Source organism: Paenibacillus sp. JNUCC32, from assembly GCF_014863545.1.
GTDB lineage: Bacteria > Bacillota > Bacilli > Paenibacillales > Paenibacillaceae > Paenibacillus_AQ > Paenibacillus_AQ lautus_A.
Map to the genome: position 1 here is coordinate 1965619 of NZ_CP062260.1, position 23859 is coordinate 1989477.

21 protein-coding genes and 2 pseudogenes are annotated in these 23859 nt (G+C 47.5%); 20 read left to right on the plus strand and 3 right to left on the minus strand.

The genetic code is table 11. The features are described from left to right. Nucleotides 1–284: 284 nt before the first annotated feature. From JNUCC32_RS08985 to JNUCC32_RS09050, 13 genes and pseudogenes are all read left to right on the plus strand, one after another. Complete coding sequence (locus JNUCC32_RS08985; RefSeq protein WP_192571728.1) at nucleotides 285–2033, plus strand: ABC transporter substrate-binding protein; 1749 nt, start codon at nucleotides 285–287, stop codon at nucleotides 2031–2033. Nucleotides 2034–2132: 99 nt separating this feature from the next. Continuing rightward, entirely contained in the window at nucleotides 2133–3086 is a 954-nt protein-coding gene (locus tag JNUCC32_RS08990) for an ABC transporter permease (RefSeq protein ID WP_015735600.1), read from the plus strand. 65 nt (nucleotides 3087–3151) lie between these two features. Next, nucleotides 3152–4036: an oligopeptide ABC transporter permease gene (gene opp4C, locus JNUCC32_RS08995; protein WP_228468988.1), complete on the plus strand. Its 885-nt coding sequence runs from the start codon at nucleotides 3152–3154 to the stop codon at nucleotides 4034–4036. 7 nt (nucleotides 4037–4043) lie between these two features. Then, nucleotides 4044–5027, plus strand: a complete 984-nt coding sequence (locus tag JNUCC32_RS09000; RefSeq protein WP_192572629.1) for an ABC transporter ATP-binding protein — start codon at nucleotides 4044–4046, stop codon at nucleotides 5025–5027. Continuing rightward, on the plus strand, nucleotides 5020–5985 hold the full coding sequence (locus tag JNUCC32_RS09005; protein WP_192571729.1) for an ABC transporter ATP-binding protein: 966 nt from the start codon (nucleotides 5020–5022) through the stop codon (nucleotides 5983–5985). Before JNUCC32_RS09000 ends, JNUCC32_RS09005 begins: the two co-directional genes overlap by 8 nt. A gap of 154 nt (nucleotides 5986–6139) precedes the next feature. Continuing rightward, nucleotides 6140–7090, plus strand: coding sequence for an ArsR/SmtB family transcription factor (locus tag JNUCC32_RS09010; protein WP_192571730.1), 951 nt, complete (start codon nucleotides 6140–6142; stop codon nucleotides 7088–7090). 113 nt (nucleotides 7091–7203) lie between these two features. Then, a complete protein-coding gene (locus JNUCC32_RS09015) occupies nucleotides 7204–7755 on the plus strand; it encodes an OsmC family protein (RefSeq protein WP_096773914.1) in 552 nt (183 codons plus the stop codon). A 66-nt stretch (nucleotides 7756–7821) separates the two neighbouring features. Then, nucleotides 7822–9330, plus strand: coding sequence for an iron chelate uptake ABC transporter family permease subunit (locus tag JNUCC32_RS09025; RefSeq protein ID WP_267132966.1), 1509 nt, complete (start codon nucleotides 7822–7824; stop codon nucleotides 9328–9330). 348 nt (nucleotides 9331–9678) lie between these two features. Next, nucleotides 9679–9812 (plus strand): annotated as a pseudogene (locus JNUCC32_RS31840) (PadR family transcriptional regulator); the annotation flags it as partial. Nucleotides 9813–9893: 81 nt separating this feature from the next. Continuing rightward, nucleotides 9894–10241 (plus strand): DUF1048 domain-containing protein, encoded by a 348-nt coding sequence (locus JNUCC32_RS09035; protein WP_192571731.1) that lies wholly within the window; start codon nucleotides 9894–9896, stop codon nucleotides 10239–10241. Nucleotides 10242–10250: 9 nt separating this feature from the next. Continuing rightward, on the plus strand, nucleotides 10251–10595 hold the full coding sequence (locus JNUCC32_RS09040; protein ID WP_192571732.1) for a DUF1048 domain-containing protein: 345 nt from the start codon (nucleotides 10251–10253) through the stop codon (nucleotides 10593–10595). Between the two features lie 377 nt (nucleotides 10596–10972). Beyond that, nucleotides 10973–11866, plus strand: a complete 894-nt coding sequence (locus JNUCC32_RS09045; protein ID WP_192571733.1) for a helix-turn-helix domain-containing protein — start codon at nucleotides 10973–10975, stop codon at nucleotides 11864–11866. A 103-nt stretch (nucleotides 11867–11969) separates the two neighbouring features. Further along, nucleotides 11970–12980: a phytanoyl-CoA dioxygenase family protein gene (locus JNUCC32_RS09050; RefSeq protein ID WP_192571734.1), complete on the plus strand. Its 1011-nt coding sequence runs from the start codon at nucleotides 11970–11972 to the stop codon at nucleotides 12978–12980. 215 nt (nucleotides 12981–13195) lie between these two features. Here JNUCC32_RS09050 and JNUCC32_RS09055 read toward each other — a convergent pair whose 3' ends face one another. After that, on the minus strand, nucleotides 13196–13987 hold the full coding sequence (locus tag JNUCC32_RS09055; protein ID WP_228468908.1) for a helix-turn-helix domain-containing protein: 792 nt from the start codon (nucleotides 13985–13987) through the stop codon (nucleotides 13196–13198). Between the two features lie 136 nt (nucleotides 13988–14123). Between JNUCC32_RS09055 and JNUCC32_RS09060 the strand changes: the two are divergent. From JNUCC32_RS09060 to JNUCC32_RS09090, 7 genes and pseudogenes are all read left to right on the plus strand, one after another. Further along, nucleotides 14124–15894 (plus strand): annotated as a pseudogene (locus JNUCC32_RS09060) (glycoside hydrolase family 2 protein). Nucleotides 15895–16255: 361 nt separating this feature from the next. Further along, on the plus strand, nucleotides 16256–16588 hold the full coding sequence (locus tag JNUCC32_RS09065) for a winged helix-turn-helix transcriptional regulator (RefSeq protein WP_192571735.1): 333 nt from the start codon (nucleotides 16256–16258) through the stop codon (nucleotides 16586–16588). A 270-nt stretch (nucleotides 16589–16858) separates the two neighbouring features. Next, the gene (locus JNUCC32_RS09070; RefSeq protein WP_192571736.1) at nucleotides 16859–17587 is read left to right on the plus strand and encodes an NAD(P)-dependent oxidoreductase; all 729 of its coding nucleotides are present in this window, start codon (nucleotides 16859–16861) and stop codon (nucleotides 17585–17587) included. A gap of 14 nt (nucleotides 17588–17601) precedes the next feature. Beyond that, on the plus strand, nucleotides 17602–18060 hold the full coding sequence (locus JNUCC32_RS09075; RefSeq protein ID WP_192571737.1) for a DUF2269 family protein: 459 nt from the start codon (nucleotides 17602–17604) through the stop codon (nucleotides 18058–18060). Between the two features lie 386 nt (nucleotides 18061–18446). After that, a complete protein-coding gene (locus JNUCC32_RS09080) occupies nucleotides 18447–18845 on the plus strand; it encodes a YkvA family protein (RefSeq protein WP_192572632.1) in 399 nt (132 codons plus the stop codon). A 278-nt stretch (nucleotides 18846–19123) separates the two neighbouring features. Further along, the gene (locus tag JNUCC32_RS09085; protein WP_192572633.1) at nucleotides 19124–20146 is read left to right on the plus strand and encodes an alpha/beta fold hydrolase; all 1023 of its coding nucleotides are present in this window, start codon (nucleotides 19124–19126) and stop codon (nucleotides 20144–20146) included. A 259-nt stretch (nucleotides 20147–20405) separates the two neighbouring features. Next, a complete protein-coding gene (locus JNUCC32_RS09090) occupies nucleotides 20406–21332 on the plus strand; it encodes a DUF2268 domain-containing putative Zn-dependent protease (protein WP_192571738.1) in 927 nt (308 codons plus the stop codon). A 235-nt stretch (nucleotides 21333–21567) separates the two neighbouring features. On the opposite strand, the gene JNUCC32_RS09095 is transcribed toward JNUCC32_RS09090, so the two are convergent. Together JNUCC32_RS09095 and JNUCC32_RS09100 are read right to left on the minus strand one after the other, a co-directional pair. Then, nucleotides 21568–22398 carry an ABC transporter permease gene (locus JNUCC32_RS09095; RefSeq protein ID WP_192571739.1) on the minus strand — a complete coding sequence of 277 codons (831 nt, stop codon included), beginning with the start codon at nucleotides 22396–22398 and terminating at the stop codon, nucleotides 21568–21570. A 2-nt stretch (nucleotides 22399–22400) separates the two neighbouring features. After that, entirely contained in the window at nucleotides 22401–23357 is a 957-nt protein-coding gene (locus tag JNUCC32_RS09100) for an ABC transporter ATP-binding protein (RefSeq protein ID WP_192571740.1), read from the minus strand. Nucleotides 23358–23859: the final 502 nt, after the last annotated feature.

The following is a 23859-nucleotide window of genomic DNA, read 5'->3' on the forward strand; positions in this document are numbered from 1 at the left end:
TCGATAGAAGGAAGCCATCGCAAACCTTGGAGAATCAAAGATGATTTGATATCCAACATTTGAACAAATGCCGGCGAAGTTACGGCCAACATTGTAATGCCCAAAAGTAGCCAGAATGTTTCTGTTTAGACAGAAACACGCGGAAGTTAGCTATTTACAGAATCAATAACGCTGGCTAAAATGAGCTTACTGATGCATCAGTTTGGCAATAAATCCTACTTAACCTATTTGAATTATAATTTTACTTAGGAGTTAAACTTTAAAAAATGTCAAAGGTGGTTTCTATGAGAAAACAACGATATTCCGGTTTGTTATGGTTAGGGTTGTTGTCGCTATTTTTGATATTGTCTGCTTGCTCCTCCGGACCTGCTAACAAGGAGACGGCGGCATCGCCGCCGACAACTCCAGAAGCGAACGCATCCAGTGAGCCGGCTGAGCAAGGTACGGAGGGCCATCTGCTCGAAGAACCCTTTGCTGCAACCGATTTAAACAAGCTACCGGACAGAGCGAAGCAGCGCAATGATGCCATTATCGTCACTCTGGTGAATCCGAGCGGGGCATTCACACCATATTTCACCCAAGTGGGTTATGACGGTAATGTAAACTCTGTTCTGTACACTCCGCTTGTCCGCGTCGATACCGATGGTTTACCGGTTCCTGGTCTCGCGGAGAAATGGGAAATTTCCGAGGATAAGCTGACGTATACGTATCATCTTCGGGAAGGGCTGAAATACAGCGATGGTTCCCCCATGACAACCGAGGACGTGGAATTTACATGGACCTTGCTTCATGATCCGTCGTATGACGGTCTCAACAGCGTGGTAGAGGCGAAGATCAAGGGAGGTCAAGCCTACAAGGACGGCAAAGCGGATTCCATTGAAGGCATTCAAATTATCGACGAGCGAACGATTTCCGTGACGCTGGAAGAGACCAACGCAACGGCGTTGACGGTGCTCGGAGGACCGATATTGTCTAAAGCCTACTACGGAAAGGATTATCAGTTCGGCAACCTGGACTATATTAAGAACCTGCACGCCAATCCGATCACGAACGGCCCTTACAAGCTGGAGAAGTTCATTCCGGGCCAAGAAGTGCGTTTTGTTGCCAATGAACACTACGCGTTAGGCAAACCGGAGACCGAATACTTCATCTACAAGACGACGGAAGGCGACACTTGGCAGTTTATCGAAACCGGAGAAGTCGACTATGGCAGCTTCTCGGCTACGACGGATAACATCGAGAAACTGAAAGCCCTTGGTTTCCTGAACCTGATTCCGTCCACGGCCAGCAACTACGGCTATAATCAATTCAATTTGGAGAGGGATCCATTGAAAGACAAGCGGGTTCGCCAAGCCTTGACTTACGGCCTGAATCGTCAGCTGATCTACGTGGATTCCAGGCAAGGGGCAGCGTCGATCGCCAACATCCCATCATCTCCGATTCTGTGGTCCTATACCGAGGAGGATATCAACCCGTATCCGTATGATCCGGAAAAAGCAAAACAACTGCTGGATGAAGCGGGCTGGACGGTCGGCGCAGACGGCATTCGGGAGAAGGAAGGGGTCAAACTTCGTATCAACTATCTGGGATCAAAGAGCCCGAATACCGATATTTTCATTGCCGTCGCCAAAGAGAACTATCAAGAACTCGGGGTTGATTTCGTGCCTGAGCAATTCCCGGACTTTAACACACTCGTATCCAAGGTCAACAGCGGTGATTATGACATGGCTTCGTTCTCGACGACGATTATCAGCGATCCTTCGCAAGGGTTGGAGCGGTTCATCAAAGGCGAAACGAAGGGCTACGACAATCCGCGCATCGAAGAGCTCTACGCCCAGGGTCTTGCCACGGGCGACGTCGAAGAACGCAAAGCGATTTACCACGAAATGTTCAAAATATTGAATGACGAATTACCGATCATGTTTACCAACTATACCAAATCGGTCATCGCGATCAACGGGCGCATCGACGGTTTCGAATTGAACCCGCTGGCGGGAATCGCATACAGCTTGCCGGGATGGAATCTGCAATAAGCCAGCTGGCAGCTGGAGGGAAGATTAGACTGCTCTATCAAAGAAGACATCTCCTGCCTGAACCCATCAGGCAAGGAGATGACTAATGAAGGAGAGAACATGAGAACCTATTTGCTCCGAAGATGCTTGTACATGCTCTTGATATTAATTGGCGCATCCCTGTTAATCTTCTTCCTGTACTCCCTAACGCCAGGCGATTATGTCGATAACAACTTGAGTTTGAGCGAGGAGCGCAAGGCGGAACTAAGGGAAATCCACGGGTTGAACAAACCCGTCATCGAACGATACGTTAATTGGATGGCCAACATTTTCACAGGCGATTTCGGCTATTCTCTGGCTCAGCAGCGCCCCGTCCTCGACCTGTTTCAGGATTACATATGGAACTCCTTTGTGCTGGCGGTGGTTTCCACGTTCTTCACCTGGTTCATCGCGGTCGTCGTGGGCGTTATTACGGCCTATAAGCAATATTCGCTGCTCGATACCCTGGTTATGATCGGCATCTTCGCCGCGATGTCGATTCCTTCGTTCTTCATCGGATTATTCCTGATCAAAGTATTCGCCGTCGATTTAAAGATTCTCCCGCCAGGGGGAATGATTACGACGGGGAGCCGGGCCGAGGGGTGGGACTACGTTGTCGAGGTGCTGCACCATATGCTGCTTCCGGCCGCCGTTATGATATTGCTCGGCGTCGGGTCGCTCACCCGTTATTTCCGCAGCAACATGCTGGAGGTGATCCGGCAGGATTATGTCCGCACCGCCCGTGCGAAAGGGTTGAAAGAGAGAACGGTGCTGTACCGCCATGCATTGAAAAATGCGATGCTGCCCGCGATTACGTTGATCGGTTTCGAATTGCCGGGCCTTTTCGGCGGCTCCATCATCATTGAGAAGATTTTCAATTGGCCAGGCATCGGCCAGTTGTACATGCAATCCTTCACGGTGCGGGATTATCCGCTCCTTATGGGCTTTACGATGTTTTTGGCTATCTTGACGGTCGTCGGGACGCTCATATCCGACATCCTCTACCACACTTCCGATCCCCGGGTCAGGCTTTAAAGAAAGGAGGGACTACCTTGTCGATCCCAACGACGGCAAGTCAAGCCGGAAAAGCCGCCCGAAGAATGGATGTTCCAGACTCCCTGTGGAAGCAATCCACTCGGCAACTTAGGAAAAATAAGCTGGCCGTAGCCGGCTTCGCCTTTATCGTGTTGATGTTTGTCGCATGCTTTATCGGTCCGTTGTTCTCGCCGTATGCGGATGGCAAAATCAATCCTGCCATGATGCACAAGCCCCCAAGCGGCAAGCATTGGCTCGGAACGGACCTGCTCGGCCGCGACGTGCTGACCCGACTCTTGCAAGCAGGCCGAATATCGCTCACGGTCGGTCTTGCGTCCATGGCTCTATCTATGACGATCGGGACGGTTCTCGGCGTCATCTCGGGTTATTATCGTGGAGTAGTCGACCAGTTGATCATGCGAACCGCCGATTTGCTCTTCACGATTCCGGGTCTTCCAATTCTCTTTATCATGGGTGCGCTGATGTCGGATTGGAAGGTTCCGACCGACTATCGGCTGTATCTGGTCATGCTCATGCTCAGCATCATCGGATGGCCCGGCGTAGCTCGGCTCGTCCGCAGCCAAATGCTGACTTTGCGGGAACGAGAGTATATGCTGGCTGCCGACGTGCTTGGTCTCAGCGATAAACGGAAGCTGTTTCGCCATTTGCTGCCTAATGTCTTCCCGCTTCTGATTGTCATCGCCACGCTTAGCATCGGTGGTGCTATACTGTCGGAATCGGTCCTTAGCTTCTTCGGGCTGGGGGTCATGCCTCCAACGCCAACTTGGGGAAATATGATCGATGCGGCCAACAACGTCATCGATTTTGAGAAACGGCCCTGGCTGTGGATTCCACCAGGCTTGGCCATTTTTTTGACGGTCATTGCCATTAACATTTTCGGCGACGGTTTGCGTGACGTACTCGACCCTAAACAGAATACAAGCAGGTGAACGGATGATGAATTCATTAATCGAGATCAATCACTTAAGCACTTATTTCGAATCCGGAGCCGGAACGGTCAAAGCGGTGGATGATATCAGCTTCCGTATCCGCGAAGGCGAAACGGTATGCGTCGTGGGCGAATCCGGCTGCGGCAAGAGTATGACGGCCATGTCGATCATGGGACTGGTCGAAGGGCCGCACGGGAAGGTGGTGAACGGCAGGATCCAATTTGGGGACAAAGATCTACTGAAGGTCAGCAAAGAAGAGATGCGTCGAATCCGGGGCAACGACATCTCGATCATATTCCAGGAACCGATGTCCTCCCTGAACCCGGTCATTACCATCGGCAAGCAAATCATGGAGCCGCTCATGCTACATCGGCGAATGAACAAAAAACAAGCTTATGCCCGAGCGCTCGAATTGATCGAGCTGGTCGGCATTTCCCGAGGGGAACAAATCGCGGCTTCCTATCCCCATCAATTGTCGGGAGGCATGCTGCAGCGGATTATGATTGCAATCGCGATCTCGTGCGGGCCCAAGCTGTTAATCGCCGACGAACCGACGACCGCACTGGACGTTACCATCCAGGCGCAGGTGCTGGAAACGCTTAGGGAAAGCAAGGAGCAATCCAATATGTCAATGCTGCTGATCACGCATGATCTTGGCGTAGTGGCCGAGATGGCGGATTATGTCATCGTCATGTACGCGGGGAAAATCGTCGAGGAAGGAGACGTCGAGGAGATCTTCGACCATCCGAAACACCCCTACACGAAGGGATTGTTGAAATCGAAGCCGATCATCGGCCAGCGCTCGGAGCAGTTATACTCCATCCCTGGTCAGGTTCCCAATCCGCTTGAATTGACGGAATCCTGCTATTTTCATGATCGCTGTGAGAGCTGCATGCCCGTCTGCCGAACCCGGCAGCCGTCATTAAGAGAAGTGGAGCCCGGTCACAGGACGGCCTGTTGGTTGTACGAAGAGGAGGCGCGGCATGAGTGAAGCATTGCTGGAAGTACGACATTTAAAAAAATATTTTCCCATCACCGCAGGGCTGCTTAACCGTACCGTCGGTCATGTCAAAGCGGTTGATGACATCAGCTTGAGCATACGGGCCGGAGAAACATTCGGCCTGGTAGGCGAGTCCGGCAGCGGCAAAAGCACGGTCGGGCGCACGATTCTTCGGCTTCATGAGAAAACAAGCGGGGACATCCTTTATAAAGGAATCCTGTTTCACAAGCTTCCCAAATCGGAGATGCGCAAACTTAGACCTAAAATGCAGCTTATCTTTCAGGACCCCTACAGCTCGCTGAATCCGCGAATCCGCATCGGAGACGCCATCGGCGAAGCGCTGCTTGAGCACGGTTTGGCCGAAAAAGACGAGGTTCGCAATCAGGTATTGGATGTGCTGGAGGCTTGCGGCTTATCTGCCTATCACTACAATCGGTTTCCGCACGAGTTTTCGGGCGGCCAGCGGCAGCGGATCGGCATTGCCCGCGCTCTGGTGCTGAATCCCGATTTTATTATCGCCGATGAGCCGGTGTCTGCGCTTGATGTATCCATCCAGGCACAGATCATCAATTTGTTTCAAAGGCTTCAGCATAACCGCGGATTAACCTATTTGTTCATTTCGCATGATCTAAGCGTCGTGGAGCATTTGTGCAATCGCATCGGGGTGATGTATCTTGGTTCCATGATGGAAATGGCTTCGCGTGACGAACTGTTCAGCCGTCCGCTGCATCCTTATACGCAAGCATTGCTATCGGCGATCCCTGTCCCGGTTCCGAGGCTGAAGCGGGAGAGAATCGTGCTTAAAGGGGATATTCCAAGTCCGGCCCATCCGCCTTCCGGCTGCAAGTTCCATACACGCTGCCCATATGCCTTGGCGCAGTGCAGGGAGGTCGTGCCCGAGCTCCGAAACGTGGGGGACGATCATTACGTGGCTTGTCATCTCGATTGAAGCGGCACGCCATTTTCAGATCATTTTATAACACATTGAGGATATGCCTTGGGCTGTGTCGTCCGATGCCAAATGTTGTACAATATGAACGAGACAGTTGCTGAATTAACGGCATTCAGTCCGTCATAACAGGTCAAAGAAGGAGTGCAACTTGTTGTCCTATCAATTGGAATTATCGTTCAGTCCCGTCAACGAACTGATCAACAGCCTCCATACGTATCTTTGCAAAAGCTGGCACAAACGGATTGATCTTGGTCCTGACTGGACTCAGAATGTACATGCATCCTTGTCTTCAGAATTCGCCGATCAACTGGAACAGACCGGAATCGATTTGGAATGGAAGCTGCTTCATCTTCTGGCCTATGTGTCCCCGAACAAGAATAGCGTCGAAGATTTTCTATCCTGGCTGCATAAACTCACGTTGGGCGAACTTTATGCCGTGCTGTCGCCGTATGTCCAGACGTTTCCCGAAGATTTCGGCGCGGTACGAGACCGGCAGCATCGGATGCTGTCTGAATGGAACGAAGTCTATTTTAAGCATATCGACCAGGAGATCGTCACGGCTTTGCGTACCGAAGCGGAAGAGAAGACGGAATGGAATGAATTTGAAGCTTACGAGAAGGCGGCAGCCTTGACGAACGGGTTTTGTTTCGAGCCGGTGAACGGGCTGGAGAAGCTGGTTCTGATTCCGCATTACCATTTTCAGCCCGGCAATATCTTTTACTCGTACGGAAGCCTGACCCTCTGCCATTATGGCTCCAGGATCTGGCCGCATTCTGAGGAAGAGGATGAGCCGTCGCTTCAATTATACCGGCTTCTCCGCAGCCTGAGTGAAAAGAGTCGTTTGCGAATCCTGCACTTTTTGCGCAGCGAACCGCGCACTTTTATCGAAGTGGTTCGACACCTCGGCATATCCAAAGGCATTACGCATGACCATATTTTCAATTTGCGCTGCGCGGGGCTGCTCAACGTTCATGTCGTCGGGGAGACGGTATCGACCTATAGTTTAAGAGTGGAGCGAATTCAACAAATCGAACAGGGGCTCTTCGATTATTTGGGAATGAACCCTAGCCTATTATCCAATCCCGTTGATGAAATGGTATAATCGAGCAACGAGTGTTGACCGAATCGTCGGAGACACAGCTTAAAGCAGAGATAAACTGCTTAGCTGTGTCTTTTTTCGTTAAAATCATCAATATTTTAAAGGAGCGAGATACGATGACTACATTAAATGAATATTTAGCGCAAAAGAAAGCGGCGGCGGAGGCCCTGCGTTCTCAAGCGGAGCAAGACCCCAAGCCGAATACTTATTCGGCCAAGGTACAAGCGAAAGGCCGCAGCGGCGTTCGTGAAATACGCATACGCGACTTCCAAATCATCAGCGACAGTCCCGAGAATTATGCCGGATATAGCCTCGGTCCTTCATCACCCGAAATTCAGCTTGGCGTACTAGGCAGCTGCCTGACTCATATTACGTTGATTCAGGCAGCGGAACGAGGCGTATCGCTGGAATCCCTTGAAGTCGAAGTCACGGGTCAATTGCACCCGCTTGCCGGCAAACCGGGATACGAGGATATTCCTATCTATCCGCATAATATCGAATATAACATTTACATCGTATCCGAAGAATCCGCTGAAACCATCGCCGATCTTCATAAAGCGGTTGAACGCGTATGTCCGATTTACAACCTGTTGAAATATCCGCAATCGATCTCCGGTGGAGTGGTGCATCGTTCGCCTGCCGGACAGCCAGAGGGTTCTTCCCTCTAGAAATGAATGAAATTCCGCCTAACCGGCAGCGTATATGAAACTACTTGGAACCAGGTGCTAACACTGATGCCTTGGACGTTGCTCTGCGGCGGGATCATCTGGTTGAATGCCCGTCATTTGAACATTCACACGCTAGGGGAAGGGATCGCAACCGGCATCGGCGCGGCTGTGCAGCGACAACGCCTATGGCTGCTTCTCATTGCCGTGGGACTTGCCGGATCATCGGTCGCTCTGGTCGGAGCTGTGGGGTTTATCGGCCTGAATGGACCGCAAATAGCTAAAAGGATATGCCGTCACGATACGATTCGTGGCGGCTTATTCGTGCGAATATCAAAGTTCAACTCACAGTATCATTCTATGATATGGTATTCTACTTACGAATCAAATCCGGACAAGAAACCGTTCGAGTCGGTTAAGGAGGATCGTATGAACATTACCGGTATACAATCTGACTGGAAAGTGGAGAAGATCGAATTCGCCAAGTTAACGGGTGAACGAGCCAGAAGCGCGGGGGCCAATGGCAGAATCGGCGTTCATGGCAAAGGCTGCACAGTGGATATCGCCAGAATTACGATCGATGGTCAAACAGGTTACGGCAGTTCGATTCATATGACACCGGAATGGGCCGAAGACATAATAGGCCGCCGTTTGCTTGATTTATTCGATCACCAGGGCAGACTGCGGGAAGCGTATCGATTGCAATTGGAATACCCTGTGCTCGATTGGTTAGGACAGAGACAAGGCAAACCAGTGTATGACTTAGTGTCCGGTGCCCACCTGGAAAAGGGAGCCCCATTGGTTGTCCCCTGCTATGATACCTCTCTATACTTCGACGATTTGCATTTGCCTGATGAGAGGGCAGCGGTCGCGCTGATGCAGGAAGAAGCGATGCAAGGTTATGCGAAAGGCCAACGTCATTTTAAGATTAAGGTTGGCCGAGGCGGACGCCATATGCCGCTCTGGGAAGGGACGAAACGAGATATCGCAATCGTGCGCGGGATCTCGGAAGTGGCAGGTCCCGCAGGCAAGATCATGATCGATGCGAATAATGCCTATAATTTGAACTTAACCAAAGAGGTCTTGGCGGCTTTATCGGATGTGAATCTGTATTGGCTGGAAGAAGCGTTTCATGAGGATGAAGCCTTGTACGAGGACCTGAAGGATTGGCTCGGGCAACGTGGGCAGAATGTGCTTATCGCGGATGGGGAAGGGCTTGCCTCCCCTCATCTTATTGAGTGGGCGACTCGCGGCCGTGTTGATGTACTGCAGTACGATATCATTTGGCCTGGTTTCACGCATTGGATGGAATTAGGCGAGAAGTTGGATGCCCATGGTTTGCGGTCTGCGCCGCATTGTTACGGCAATGCTTATGGCATTTACGCGTCGGGACATTTGTCAGCCGCGGTGCGAAACTTCGAATTTGTGGAATATGACGACATCACGATTGAAGGAATGGATGTATCAGGCTATCGAATCGAAAACGGAGAGATTCATGTTCCGGCCACGCCGGGTTTCGGCATCGTCTTCGACGATGAACTTGTAACTTACCTTATAAACCGATCCGGCTGGTCCTGAGATCAGTTGAGTAATGGCAGCGTGCAACTGAGCAAGCGAAGTGGATTCATAGCCGTGTTCCCAGAACAGAGAAAGTGGAGGGACTTTCTTATCTTATATGAAAAATAGCCGGAGGAACGTTAGTATATAGGAACTATCGCCATGCCTTTAGCAGAACTAGTTCAATCGAAGACAAAAAGGCAGCCGTTCATAAAATCGGCTGCCTTTGTTCTACCACCGGCCAGGATTGTTGAACATATAATATCCGTGTCAGAGGAAATGCAATTGACAAACCAACTACTACGTGTTACTTTATAGAAGTAGTAAGTAACACTTCATACCAGTGCTACAGAATAGCCAGCGGTAATTGTGCTGGAAAACCTAACGGAATTGCTCAAAGGGATGCTTGAAGGTGTGTCCTTGGAATTATATGCCGCATTGAAACCTACGGCTACGAAATCACGCAGCGACTGAACTTCCGTGTTGTGGAGGGAAGGGTGTACGTGGAGCGCGGAGCTGAAAAGGTTCTGGGAAACATGGGAGTTCGTATCATCAACAATAAACGAGTTAAAGGAGAATTAATCATGAATTTTTGGGAAAAAATCACCGGCAGCGACATGACTAAAGAATTTAAAACTTTTGAATCACGAGCCAAGAAGCTGCCGGCTGATTATCAAGCTGCATGGAATGAAATTAATGCCAATCTTTGGCCTCACTCCGATTTCACCGGTCGCAACCTCATGCCAATTCTTGACGGCGTGCTTGGCTTGCTCGAAGAATCGGCGGCGGAAGGTCAGAATGTCCAAGAGGTTTTGGGTATCGATATCAAAGGTTTCTGTTCAGCGCTGGCCGGCGAAGAAGGAGCAAAGTCTTTTCGTGACAAGTGGCGCGAGCAGCTCAACAATAATATCGCTAAAAAATTAGGTAAATAGGAGGATAACATGAGAATACAAGATATCATCGAAGGCAAAAAAGAGTGGCGAGCGCATGTGGCGCGTGTCAAAGCACTCCCGAAAGATTATCAGATTGTTTATAAAGAGATTCAAAAATATCTCTTTAAGGTCGGCCCTGTTGAACTAACCGACGGGACGGGTTTGCTCTCGGGGATTATCGATCTTTTTGAAGAGGGCGCGGCCGTGGGAAAAGGCGTACTCGAAGTAACGGGCAGTGACGTAGCGGCTTTCTGCGACGATCTTATCAAAGATTTAAAAACTTACGCTGATATCTATCAAGAATCATTTGACCAAAGCAAGGCCATAAAAAAGATTACGGATAAAACAAAGTAAAAGTGGGATATCGGGATGGAAACAGTAATTGAAGTTTCATGCACAAATAGCCATCCCGGGATGCGGAACTATAAACAGTTTTGGCGAAGAGTAAATCAGAGGACAGGAATATGATGACTTTGAAATTCGAACGATAGTCGGCTTTATTTGTTAGACGTATATAAGGGAGCTGGCCAATGCTAGTTCCTTTCGCTTTTTGTCCTTTCTTGATTCCCGTCGTCATACTGGCAAAAAGATCGTCCATATGATTTTCGGCAGTTATTTCCTTACTCATACGAGTTAAGTGGTGTAGCATATAAACCGTTTTAAATGGAACTTATAACTTGTGCCCTGCGTCATATTATGTAGAACAAAAGGAAGGAATGGGAGGTTATACGTTGTCGCTAACGCTGCCCGCACTTCATGTCATGGGGGATATCACCGTTAACAAGGGATCCGTTCTGGGGGTGCGAACGATTGATGATTTCGAATTGGTATTCTTTCCGACGGGCTCCCGTACCGTTTACGAAAACGACCGGGGTGAATTTCTGCTGGATCGGCCGGGCATTGTATTCACCTGTCCCGGAGAGCCGCATAGGTACCGGTTTGATCCGCTCGTTCCCACCAGGCATTTATATGTCCACTTCGAACATGCAGCATTCCGGGAAACCTTCTGCAGACAAGACGATAGCCGAGGGGAATGCCAGGACTGGTCGGTGATTGCCGGGGGAAGTCTTGTTCCCTCCCTGTTGAAACAAATGCTCAAAATTGTGCATGTAAAACCCCGCGGCTGGCAGAGAAGAGGAGCCATTTTGCTACTGAGCGTACTGGAGGAATGGCAGGCGATCGATGAAGACGATTCGTTCTCTTCCATGAACCTGCCTGCCCCGATTATCAAGGCATTGGATTATATGGAACAACATCTTCATCACCAAATTACCATTGAAGAGATTGCGGGCAGTTCCGGCTGGACTCATGAGCACTTTACCCGAATGTTTGTCCGCTGGATTGGGATCCCTCCCCAGAAGGCTTTGCTGGAACGCCGTCTACGTAGAGCGGAACAGCTATTAATCCAAGCGGAGCGAACGATCAAACAAATCGCTTACGATGTCGGGTTTGCCGATGAGCACTATTTCTCCCGCATGTTCAAACGGACACGCGGTGTCACTGCCGTGGAATTCCGCGATCGTTTTGCGGATCCGTTATTTCGTCAGTTGGCCATGACCGAAGAAGAGGAGTCCGCTTATCCCTTGAACCGGCATTTTGTCGCTCTGAATCAGGAACGGACATGATAACGGATATCAAATCAGTCCACCGTTTTCCGTGTCCTCTCCATTGAGAACGCTTTCGGAATCCTTCACACTTAAGGTAATCAATTCTTGTGGAGGGATCAGCATGGGGCAGACTTATGTACCTAAGGCCAAACTAAGAGAAGGCCGTTATTATGTAACGGTAGAGCAATACAAGCACTATCACAGAGATGGTTTCCTTATTGTTGAAGGACTGTTGGATCCGAAAGAAATAGAGCATTATGCAGCGTGGGCAGAGAGACTGCGGATTGAACATGAGGGGAAACGTGAAGAGGCATCTACGGAAGATAAGGACCCTCTCAAATCGGAGTTTGCCGAGAAAACGAGGGTTCATATGATCTCCCGCGTCCATCCGGAAGGGGAGCAGCTGATGCTTCATCCCCGGATTTTGGATGTGCTTGAGGCGCTTATCGGGCCCGATGTCTATGCTCTGCAATCGATGATGTTCTTTAACCCGCCGGGAAAAGGGGGGCAAGGTTGGCATCAGGATGCATATTACATCAAGACCCATCCCGACACACTAATCGGAGCCTGGATTGCCCTGGAGGATGCCGATGAAGAGAATGGGTGTTTGTGGGTCGTTCCCGGTTCCAATCACGAACCGATTTACCCACCGCCAGGGGATAACGGCGGCAGTGTTCATGCTAAAGAAGCATTCACCGATCTCCATTCCGTGGAGAATGTCAGTCACCTCGACGATGAGGTCAACACGTTATCCAAAGTGGTGTCCAATTATCCGGCCCCCATTCCAGTGCGAATGAAGCCTGGAGATGTGCTGTTCTTTGATTCCCATTTGTTCCACCGTTCATATCGGAACCGAACGAAGGACCGTTATCGCCGCTCCTATGTGTGCCATTATTGTAACGCTCGGTCGTTCGTTCCGTGGGACCATGACGGTTATGAAGGCGAAAGCGGGAATTACCGCCAGATATTGGCGCGAGGCCGGACGCATCTTGCTTATGCGGTACCGATTTTTGATACCCCGGTAGATATTACGCAGCACGATGAGATACCCGAATCATCCAGCGTGACGTTGATGGGCATGGATGACGGCATGATGCTGCCTGTCGTACAGGTGAAAAAAGAACAGGATTAGAGGTAAAAATAGCATAAGAGGAAAAGTCCCTCAGTTCAATGCTTGAACTGAGGGACTCATTATTTTGCAAACAGAAACGGACTAGCGTTCGACCATAAGCTAGTCCGTTTCTGTCTGCATCGAGTCACAAATCGCGTTGATTATTTGCCTCGAAAACACTGTACAATACGCGCACGTTGATTCCTTTTCTGAAGTAATGAGGAGAGAAAATAGAATTATTGCCTACCATCAGCCCTTCCTCTGTATTCACTCGGAGTTAGTCCTACGTATTTTTTGAATTGCCGCATAAAATGTACATCGTTCTCATAACCGCATATTCCAGAAATATGGCTGATCGCATACGAAGTGTTCTTCAGTAAATAAGAGGCATATCCTAGTCTGTTAAGGATGATATCGTTAATTACCGATATGCCAAAGATTTGTTTGTACATATGCTGGAAATACGACCGACTCATATTCATCTTGTCCGCCAAGAACTCGACCGTATACCAAGTAGAAGGAGAATTGAAAACTTCATTTCTCAGCTTCAGGAACTGATCGTAGTATTTACTAATCTGATGGTGTGGCTCCAAATGATTTCGAATATCGCTAAGCTTCATGAACAGGCAGCGAATGGTATAATCGATGATCTCATTTCGGAAGGTTCCGTTCTGCAGATTCTCCCAATGAATATCATTCACCTTTCTGGAAATATAGAAGGGGTCGTATGCTTTGATTAAGGTATCTAAAGGGAGATTCAGCCGATCAAAAAAAGCCTCTGCGTCCTCCATATCAAAGTGAAACCAGTCATGGACCAGAGGTTGTTCAGCATGCTGGTAGAAATACGGGCTGTTTTTGTTAAAAATAATAAAGGTATTAGGTCCAACAAACACAGCCTGCGAATGAATCTTAAGCTCCATTTTGCTCCGGAAGAATAAAAAGACGTAATCCCCGGAGCCGTCCGGGCGGTCAACAGTGAAGCCTTCCGGATGAATCACGTTATATCCACATCGGTTTAGATGTATCAATGATTTCCACTCCTAGAAAGGATAATAGATCAGTCAAAGGATAGGATAAATCATTTTCTTTCTCAGATCAAGATAGTAATCTGTGATAAGAAATACAGATTATACATCAGTTATTAGAGAGAGGATAGGTGCTAAAATGCCCACAGCAGCTACGAAATTTTATATAAAAAACTATCCGAGACCCCAATTTGTACGGAGCCAGTGGCTGGATCTGAACGGAGCGTGGGATTTCTGTTTCGATGATGAAAAAGCCGGTGTTGCAGAACGCTTTATGGACCATTTTCCCGCTGCACAAAAAATAAACGTTCCCTTTACCTATGAAACCCAGGCGAGCGGAATCGGCGAGGAGACATTCCATGCGCAGATTTGGTATCGCAGAAAACTGACACTTTCCCCAGAAGCGGAAGGGAAACAAACGATCCTGCATTTCGAAGGCGTGGATTATAAAGCTACCTGTTGGGTGAACGGTGGTTTTGCGGGGGAGCATGAAGGGGCGTATGCTCGGTTTTCATTGGATATTACCGACCTCCTCAAGCAAGACGCCGAAAATGAAATTGTGCTGAAAGTGGAAGACAGCGATAGCTGTCTGCAGCCTCGGGGCAAACAGCGCTGGGCCGGACGAAATCATGATTCGTTTTATGTGCAGACGACAGGCATTTGGAAAAGCGTCTGGCTCGAACATGTCCATGACACCCGCTTGGATAAGGTGAAAATGACACCGGACATCGACCGCCAAAATGATTCGGTTCGACTTCCGCTTTAACGGGACGAAAAACAAAAAAGATCTCCGGCTGGAGACAGAAATCACATTTAAAGGCGAAACGGTAAGAAAGCTGAGCCTTTCGGTGGACAGAGCCTGGCTGACGGTGGAAACAAGCATGATGAACGGCATCAACGGGCCATGGCTGCAGAACATGTGGTCTCCGGGCAATCCCAATCTGTTTGATGTGGAGTTTGTGCTGTATGAAGGAGAACGGGAGATCGACCGGGTGGGTTCATATTTCGGCATGCGCAAAATCTCGATCCGAGACGGACAAATTCTTCTGAACAATATTCCCCTTTACCAAAGATTGATTCTGGATCAGGGATACTGGAACGAAAGTCATCTGACGCCTCCGTCCGAAGAAGCGCTGATCGAAGATATCGAGGCGATCGCCGAAATGGGCTACAACGGTTTGCGCAAGCATATGAAAATTGAAGACGCTCGTTTCCTATACTGGTGTGATGTCAAAGGTATGCTGGTCTGGTCCGAAATGGCGGCTGCTTTTGAATATAACGATGAGTCCGTGGAACGTTTTACAAAGGAATGGATTGAAGTTGTGCAGCAGCAATACAATCATCCCTGCATCATTACCTGGGTACCATTTAATGAATCCTGGGGCATTCAGAATATTATCCATGACGATCGGCAGCAAAAATTTACGGAAGGTATTTATTATTTGACCAAATCTATTGATCCTTATCGCCCAGTCATCACTAATGATGGATGGGAGCACACCATTTCTGATATTTTGACTCTTCATGATTATGTGGAGCGTGGCGAAGATTTGTACGAAACATACAAGGATAAAGACGCGATTACGGGTAGCAACGGTGCGTACAACGAGTGGAAATTTGCGTTCGCCCAAGGCTACAGTTATAAAGGGCAACCGATTATCATCAGCGAGTTTGGCGGGATTGCATTCAGGAGCGAGCATGGCTGGGGTTACGGCAATCAGGTTGAGAGTGAGGAAGCTTTCCTGGAGCGATTCGCCAGCATAACCGGAGCGATTAAAGCAGTTCCGTTTATATCCGGTTACTGTTAATCGCAGATTACGGACGTTCAGCATGAGGTTAACGGCCTGCTTACCGAAGACCGAAAACCGAAAGTGTCGCTGGAAAAGATCCGGGAGATTAATTTGGGGTAGGGAAGCAGGGAAGAAAAAAGAGTACTAAGAAAAGACAAAACAAAAGATAATGCAGGTTTGTATAATGATGGCAAGCAGTCCACCCTAGGTGAATGGCAAATTCCGAAGCGGTCGCGGATAGCCACGGAAGGTTGGGGTGCCAGTGTCCTCGGCGTTATCTTTTGACTGCTCGTTCCAGTATGGTTCCCGCAAGGAAAACAATTAATATTATCAAATTACCGATAAATGTCCAAGTCATAACAGTAATACCATCGGCGATTAGAATGGTTTCTGATTGACTTGATGGTATCCCTAATGTAAAATTTTGTTATATTAATATCGGATAATACACGTACTCAAAAGTAAGGGGGATGATTGATCCATGATTCATCAGCGCGAATGTCCAGTCGAAACACTCCTGCATGTTTTAGGCGGCAAATGGAAGCCATTGATTTTATGGCATTTGATTGAATCCACAAAGCGATTCAACGATCTGGAAAAGCTTATACCTGATGTTTCACAAAAAATGCTTTCCCAACATCTCCGAGATTTGGAACACGAAGGCATAGTCGACCGAACGGTCTACCCTGCTATCCCTCCAAAAGTTGAATATTCCCTTAGTGAATACGGCAGAACATTGATTCCTGTAGCAGAAGTCATGTGTGCTTGGGGAGAAAATCATAATAGACGGAAGTATGAAGAGTCAGCGTCATAAAGCTGATTTAATGAAATCGAATCTAATTCAATCAACCCATAACAGAAGCTGCCACGGAATTCCGGGCAGCTTTTTTTCGTCTACAGCCGCACAATCTGCCACAAGATTTTTCCTATCGTCCCGACCTCCGCGCACAATATGGGTTCTCTTTCTGTGAAGCTTACTTTTAAGTAAGTACCCTACTTTAAAGTGGGTTCTTAACATCTTTTTGAAGCGATGCTAAGCTTGAGTCAACCAAATATTGGAGCCGTTAAAGAGGAGGAAAGAACAATGAACATTATTGTTTTTGGAGCGACGGGGAATACGGGGAAAAGAGTGCTGGCACAAGGAATAAAAATGGGGCATAAAATGACCGCGTTTGTGCGGAATTCCGAGAAGCTTTATGATCAACTAGGTGAGCCTTCCGCAAAGCATGTGAAGGTGATCGTGGACGATATGTTGAACCCAGTGTGCGTCAGCGAGGCGCTTGCGCATCAAGACGCCGCTATTATTGCGGCCGGTCATGCGGGACAGGGGGAAGAGTTTGTTCGTATCGTCGATAACATCATAAGCCAATGTGAATTGGAGCCTAGTTTCTCTGGGCGGGTATGGGTCATGGGAGGAGCCGGTCTGCTGGATATTCCATATACCGATCTGATCGGCAACCATTTACCCGGCTTCCCACCCGAGTATAAAAATCACAACCTGAATTTCGAAAGGCTGCAACGGACTGGGCTCGATTGGTCCATGATGTGTCCGGGAACCATGATGGATTCAAGAGAGCATCCAGATCCGGTTCATCTACATGTAACAGCGGAAACCTTGCCCGTTCAGATGTCGGAGACGATCAAGGAATATTCCGAGGCAGAAATAGCCGGTCATTTGTTCAGCCGATTTCAAGAACTCAATGTTGCTTATGACGATGTTGTAATGTGTATGCTCAACCATCTTGAGCTCGGAGGAGCATTTAAAAGGAAAAGGGTCGGGCTAGCCTATCAAAGCAAGATTTCGGTGCGCTGAGGAGAAGGGGGAGCATGGGTTTGTTTGGATTACTGCTCGTTTTGCATATATTGGCTACGATCGCCATCATTGGTCCCGCTTTCGTAATGCCCATCATTCGAAGATCCGCTAGAACCGTCGGCCAGCTGCACTTTACTTTTGGTATAACGACCAAACTTGCCATCATACCTAAAATGGGCGGCATTCTACTTATTGTAACCGGGGTTTGGCTTATGATCATAACCAAAATGGGGATATCCCAAATGTGGCTGAATGCGTCTATCCTTTTATCGCTCCTCATGATCGTCCTCATCGACGGATGGATCGAGCCGCGTTTGAAAAAGATCATTAAGCTCATATCTGAAAATCAAGACCAGAGTCATGAAATACCCGCCGAGTTCGGACTGCTGATCAAAAAGATCGTCCCCATCGAGACGGCAGCACAGCTGATGATGATTGCCATATTGGTGCTTATGGTCGTAAAGCCTTTTTAAAAAGCCGATGGAGCGTCTTAACTCACTTTTATAGCCACATGATTTTGGTGATATAATTAGGAAAGTGCTGGGTTAAGAGAAAAGGCGGTCATTGAAATTGGGATTTTAAAAGCGGGTTATGGTCAAGACCAATTGAGTTCTGATAAGTTAGCTGAATTAATAATACTTTCTGGAGAACTATCTAATTATCGTTCTCACTATCGTTCTCACGTTCGTGATGTCGGTATAAAATGAAGCCAAAATTCACTGGCAGTTTGACGAAAGATAAGGGAATGATAGCCAAGAAACGGCAGCCGATCCAGCTGCCGTTATCTGAAATAAGGAACATCATTTGTTCCGATAATGAGCGGCGCCAGGGGACATAGCAAATGATGTTGGAGGTCTTTATGAGAGAAGCGAAGGTTCTAACAAAAGCAAAGAATAAGGCAAGAGAAATTAAACGAAATGTTTTTGTTTTGTTCCTGGCCTATAAAGATCCAAGAGTACCGTGGTACGCAAAGTTGTTTGCGGTGTTAGTGGTTGCCTATGCTTTCAGTCCGATCGATTTGATACCGGATTTCATTCCCGTATTAGGTTATCTTGATGATTTGATCATCGTGCCTTTAGGAATTACGATCGCGCTTAAAATGATTCCACAATCGGTTATTGAAGAATGTAGAGCTAAAGCGGAGGAGATCAGGAAGCAGGGAAAACCGAGAAACTGGGTGACTGGCGCGTTATTCATTTTGATTTGGGTATTAATCGCCGTATGGGTCGGAAGCATCTGCTATAAATTATTCACTTAAGGTAGGTTATAACTGCTCTTAATTGCATCTTTTCACCTTATGATCAACTCGCTGTTTACGGATTACAGCAAAGTGCTCACTTGCTATTTATTGTGCTTTCGAGATACCAATTTAAAGTCGCTATTTTAGCGGCTTTTTTTGTTTTGTCCGTACAAGATCTAGTCCCTGGCCGAGGACAATAGGGGGTGTCGATTACCAATAAACTTTGTTCATGCTCCGTTCATATCGCATTCATTGAGAGGACATCTTGGTTGGCTAGACTTGCATTAGCGGACCCCATGGCCATTGTACAGATAGACAAGAAGGAGCTGAAGAGTTTGACGCAATCAGCAGGAAAGGAAGTAAGGAATAGTACAAAAACAAAGAGAGTACTACATATTTTGCTTAAAATAATCGTCACAGTAGTTATAGCCATCCTGCTTTTTATCGCCACCGTGTATACCGTAAATAAAATCAGCAGTCATGCAGAACAAAAAAGAATGGAGCCATACGGTCAGCGTATAGCTGTAGATGGAAAACAGATGAATGTTTTCATTCAAGGTCAAGGTGAAGAAACCATTGTGATTCTTCCCGGTTATGGAACAGCGGCACCTGCACTTGATTTTCAGCCGCTCATATCAGAGTTAATCCCTTATTATAAAGTCGTCGTGATTGAACCTTTTGGTTACGGTTTGAGCGATCGAACCCAGAAGGAGCGCAGTACAGCAAATATCGCAAGTGAAATTCACGAAGCGTTACAAAGTCTCCAGATCAATCGTTATATCCTCATGGCTCATTCCATTTCGGGGCTCTATAGTCTGGATTACGTGAACCAATATCCAGATGAAGTGCGTGCGTTTATCGGGCTGGATAGCAGCGTTCCGTCTCTGAGCGAACAGAAGATTGATTCGTCAGACACTGAACCGGTTAAATGGTTCCGCAACTTGGGCTTCGCCCGGTTACAATTGAAACTAAGCGCTGACCCTTATGAAGGACTGCCATATGATCAACAAACCATAGAACAATTGAACATTATGATACGCAAAAACATGTATAACAACACGCAATTAAATGAGGCAGTGAGCATGTATTCCAACTTTAAAGCAGCAGAACAGCTGAATTTTCCTCCCGATTTACCTATTCTTTTCTTTGTTCAAGCGAATCACCCTGTGACGGACCGATGGATCCCCGAGCATGAGAAGCAATTAGAGGAATCTGTACATGGAGAAATGGTTTTATTGGACGCGGGACATTATTTATATCGTTCTCATCCAAAAGAAATCTCGGACAAAATAAGGGATTTTACGGGCGGGATAAAATAATTAGATCCCATTATGGTGTGTTTCGATTGCGTTACCAAAGATAAACTGGAACGATTTGAATGAAAGGGAGCAGATTGCGCCAGCAGCTGCTCCTTTTTCAAATGAAGAAACGGGCAGGAAGAGGTAATAAATGAATATATCTATAATCGGCATATCCTCGTTGTCTTCTATTCAAATATGATGTTTATGTATTACGGTTAGAAATCGATCGTAGCCGTGCAAAAGTCTCTCTATGAATACATAACTAGGAGTGATAGAAATGAACATAAGAACATTGCGTTCAGACCATATTTATCAAAAAGTTGCCCAAGCTTCGCCCGAGGAAAAACTAGAATTATTCAGAAACGAAATGATGGCTCCCTTTATGAAACAATGGCAAATTCAACAGATCCCTTTTCGAGCGGAAGAGGCTAACGGTTTTGACGTTATTACGTTTAATAGCATAATGCATCGATCTCCTGATCAGATTACCGAGCAGATTTCACATGAGGTAGATTTGATTTCGTCAGATCCTTTTTGGTTAGAGTGTGAGCACGCAGTAAGGAAAAGCCTCCAACTATTTATGGAACATGATATAAACCTCCCTGTTTCTGAATATTTATTTACTATTCAACTAGGGAATCCGGAAAGCCGTGCCTTAACCATTAACGAAGGTTATAGCGGTTTTGGGGGCATTCCCGGGTATATCTGGGGTACCATCTTGCCAAATGCGTACACGATTCCTCGAATGAAGGCTGCGCTCGCGCACGAATGCAACCATAATGTGCGATATCAATTTATTCAGTGGGATCACACCGTTCATTTGGGCGAGCTCATTGTAAGTGAAGGATTAGCCGAAAACTACGCTACGTTCATGTTTGGAGAAGAATTGCTCGGCCCTTGGGTAACGAGAACAGACGCAGTAACACTGAACAGGCGCATAAAGCCTGTGCTTAAAGAGCAATTGCAGTTAACGGGTTTTGATAATATCGCTCCGTATCTTTATGGTGACGAGATCGCCAAACTTCAAAACTTTAAACCGGTCAACATGCCTTATAGTGCCGGATACGCGTGCGGATATTATCTAATTCAAAATTATTTAAGGAAAACAGGTAGAACGATTTTCGAGGCCACCATAACGCCTGCTGCTGAAATATTAGACGAAGTAAAAGAATTCTGGAATGAAGAAACGGTGATTAGCTCTTAAAATCTCGTTCAAATAACAGATACCATTTGGAATCTGCATTGCCCACGTTTATAAAATTTCGGGCAGAGGGACAACGCCATCTCACATTAAAAGCCGCTATTTTAGCGGCTTTTTTGCTTTGATAGGTACAAGTAGGTGTCCAGCGTCGCCTGAAAAGACGACTTTGTTCTGCTCGTGATTATCTATTTTCGTCGAGGTTGCTAGTTAGAACGTAAACAAGGAGAACTTTTCTTTACTACTCAACACGCCAATCAACCTTTTTCAAGATCAATACGATGGAGATCAGCGAGAAAAACAAGAGAACAAGCGTGTTCCAGGCGACAGAGCCGGACCAGCCCGATATCAATACCTCCCGCATGGCCTCAGCGGCGTAAGTGGTTGGGAAGATATAAGAGAACCATTGCAAAATCATAGGCAATTGATCCATATCCACCATGACAGGCGTCAAAAACGAGATGAACATCATCAGCGCCTGGACCAGCATGTTGGTCAATTGATGGCTAGGTGACCAGAAGCCGATCAGTACACCCGCGCCAACCACGCTAAAGACGGTGAGCAGCAATACAGGGACAAGTCCCCAGCTGTAGTGAAATTGAATGCCGTAAGCAAGTTGACCAATCATCGCCAAGATAATAAAAGACGGTACGCACATGATCAAGCCGCGCAGCAGATTGGCGAAGATGAAGTTTACCTTGGCGATCGGCAGGGACGAATAGTACGTGAAATGGCCTTGATGCTTCTGCCAAGATATCTCTTGAGCCATGGAATTGAGTCCCATGACGATTAAGCCGAAAAGCATATTCCCCGTAATAATACGTGTCATGACCGCCGGCGTTGGGTCGACCGTAAAGAATTTGAGAAACAACAACGTCGTTAACGGAAACATGCATGCCATGATGAAAATCCAAACCCATGCCTCGCGGATGATCGTAAATTGAATGCGGGCTAAGATCAGCCATTCCGTGATTCTGCGCTGGATTATGCTCTGCTGTTCGTGCCCTTGGAGAAAGACGGTTTCTTGCAGCTGCAAGTCATGGCTTTGCATGGATGGTTTTATCTTTTCCATGTTTAGACTACCTCCTCTTTGGCATGCTTATCCTGATCATCATCAATATGAAAATAGACATCTTCAAGATTCGGAGGGACCAACGAGTATTCTTCAATCGGTAATTGCTGCTCAGTCAGGCAGTCGATCGCGTAGCTGGCGTTTTGCTTCTCGATCAGTGTCCGGATTCGGTTTTCTCCCGTTTTGGTCCACTGCCCTAGTGTGCTTAAGCTTCGGCAAACATAATCGCTTTCGCCAAAGGAAGTCGTAATTTCCAGCTTCATCCGCTGATCTACCCTTTGTTTTAAGACACCGACATGATCGATGGCCAATAGCTTGCCGTGATTTACGACAGCGACTCTATCCACGACCTGTTCGGCCTCCAGCACGTTGTGTGTTACCAAGATTACGGTTACTCCTTGGCGATTGCGTTCCTGAATCAGATCCCATACGAGCCTTCTCTTTTTAGGATCCAGTTCATTGGTCGGTTCATCCAGGATCATGACGGGGGAAAAACCGATCAAGCAAGTACCGATCCCGATTAAACGCTTTTGTCCGCCGGAAACGTTTTTCAACAGCTTATGACGGAGGTCTTGCATACCAAAGCGTTCCAACAATTCCTCTGTTTGCTTTAAGGCGGACTCCTTCGTCAACCCACGCAATCTTCCTGTAAAATACAAGGCTTCCCAGGTTTTTAAACTGGTCAGGGCGTGAGGCTCTTGTGAGTAGTAGGCGACCTCCTGGGCAACTCGCTTGGTTTGTGTCTGCACGCTGGTTTCTTTATAGCGTACCGTACCTGAGGTGGGAGCAAGGTGGCCTACCATCTGCTTGATCAGCGTGGATTTGCCGGCTCCATTCGGACCGAGCAAACCGAGAATTTCCCCTTGTTGAACGTCGAAGCTTATGTTTTGATTGGCGACAACCTTGCCTTTTTTGTATGTTTTATTCACATGCTCTAATTGATAGATCAGCTTCATCATGCTTGCCCCTTTCAGTTTTCGAACTAGGTTTTTCTGCTGCGTGTTTAAATACAAAGAGAATTCTTTGACTGTGTAACGATATATCAACAGGCGTTAATACAACGATAACTTATTGCTCTGAGAAGAAGTGAGGGACGGCAGAATGGTTTTTGTCTCCGTCTCAGGACGGAGACGGCATGCCGTGCCCCAGTACCGCACCATGACCCACGCGCCTCAAATCCCGACTGGGGATGTTCGGTTTGCTGTCCGATGTGCCGAAAGAGTGGATAAGGAGGCCGTTCCGGTGCGGATGCTGCTCCCCGGAGGGACGGACGGAAGGTGGTTTACGAAGCTCGGCATTGGATACAACTTTACAGCTTGTCCCTGTATATCCGACCCCGGACGGCGCGGCGCCATTGGCAAACTGGGAACACGACATCATTTATCGGAAAGAATTATATTTACATGTATATTACTTGTATACGAATGAAGGGATATGATAAGATGAGAGCGTAATGAAAGC

Bases quoted from the DNA above. Each gene is read 5' to 3' on its own strand.
- JNUCC32_RS09075 (WP_192571737.1), top strand. From the start codon at position 17,602: ATGGGTTTGTTTGGATTACTGCTCGTTTTGCATATATTGGCTACGATC.
- JNUCC32_RS09065 (WP_192571735.1), top strand. From the start codon at position 16,256: ATGATTCATCAGCGCGAATGTCCAGTCGAAACACTCCTGCATGTTTTA.
- JNUCC32_RS08985 (WP_192571728.1), top strand. From the start codon at position 285: ATGAGAAAACAACGATATTCCGGTTTGTTATGGTTAGGGTTGTTGTCG.
- JNUCC32_RS08990 (WP_015735600.1), top strand. From the start codon at position 2,133: ATGAGAACCTATTTGCTCCGAAGATGCTTGTACATGCTCTTGATATTA.
- JNUCC32_RS09035 (WP_192571731.1), top strand. From the start codon at position 9,894: ATGAATTTTTGGGAAAAAATCACCGGCAGCGACATGACTAAAGAATTT.
- opp4C (WP_228468988.1), top strand. From the start codon at position 3,152: ATGGATGTTCCAGACTCCCTGTGGAAGCAATCCACTCGGCAACTTAGG.
- JNUCC32_RS09040 (WP_192571732.1), top strand. From the start codon at position 10,251: ATGAGAATACAAGATATCATCGAAGGCAAAAAAGAGTGGCGAGCGCAT.
- JNUCC32_RS09005 (WP_192571729.1), top strand. From the start codon at position 5,020: ATGAGTGAAGCATTGCTGGAAGTACGACATTTAAAAAAATATTTTCCC.
- JNUCC32_RS09080 (WP_192572632.1), top strand. From the start codon at position 18,447: ATGAGAGAAGCGAAGGTTCTAACAAAAGCAAAGAATAAGGCAAGAGAA.
- JNUCC32_RS09050 (WP_192571734.1), top strand. From the start codon at position 11,970: ATGGGGCAGACTTATGTACCTAAGGCCAAACTAAGAGAAGGCCGTTAT.
- JNUCC32_RS09090 (WP_192571738.1), top strand. From the start codon at position 20,406: ATGAACATAAGAACATTGCGTTCAGACCATATTTATCAAAAAGTTGCC.
- JNUCC32_RS09085 (WP_192572633.1), top strand. From the start codon at position 19,124: ATGGCCATTGTACAGATAGACAAGAAGGAGCTGAAGAGTTTGACGCAA.
- JNUCC32_RS09015 (WP_096773914.1), top strand. From the start codon at position 7,204: ATGACTACATTAAATGAATATTTAGCGCAAAAGAAAGCGGCGGCGGAG.
- JNUCC32_RS09095 (WP_192571739.1), bottom strand. From the start codon at position 22,398: ATGGAAAAGATAAAACCATCCATGCAAAGCCATGACTTGCAGCTGCAA.
- JNUCC32_RS09000 (WP_192572629.1), top strand. From the start codon at position 4,044: ATGAATTCATTAATCGAGATCAATCACTTAAGCACTTATTTCGAATCC.
- JNUCC32_RS09070 (WP_192571736.1), top strand. From the start codon at position 16,859: ATGAACATTATTGTTTTTGGAGCGACGGGGAATACGGGGAAAAGAGTG.
- JNUCC32_RS09100 (WP_192571740.1), bottom strand. From the start codon at position 23,357: ATGATGAAGCTGATCTATCAATTAGAGCATGTGAATAAAACATACAAA.
- JNUCC32_RS09025 (WP_267132966.1), top strand. From the start codon at position 7,822: ATGCCTTGGACGTTGCTCTGCGGCGGGATCATCTGGTTGAATGCCCGT.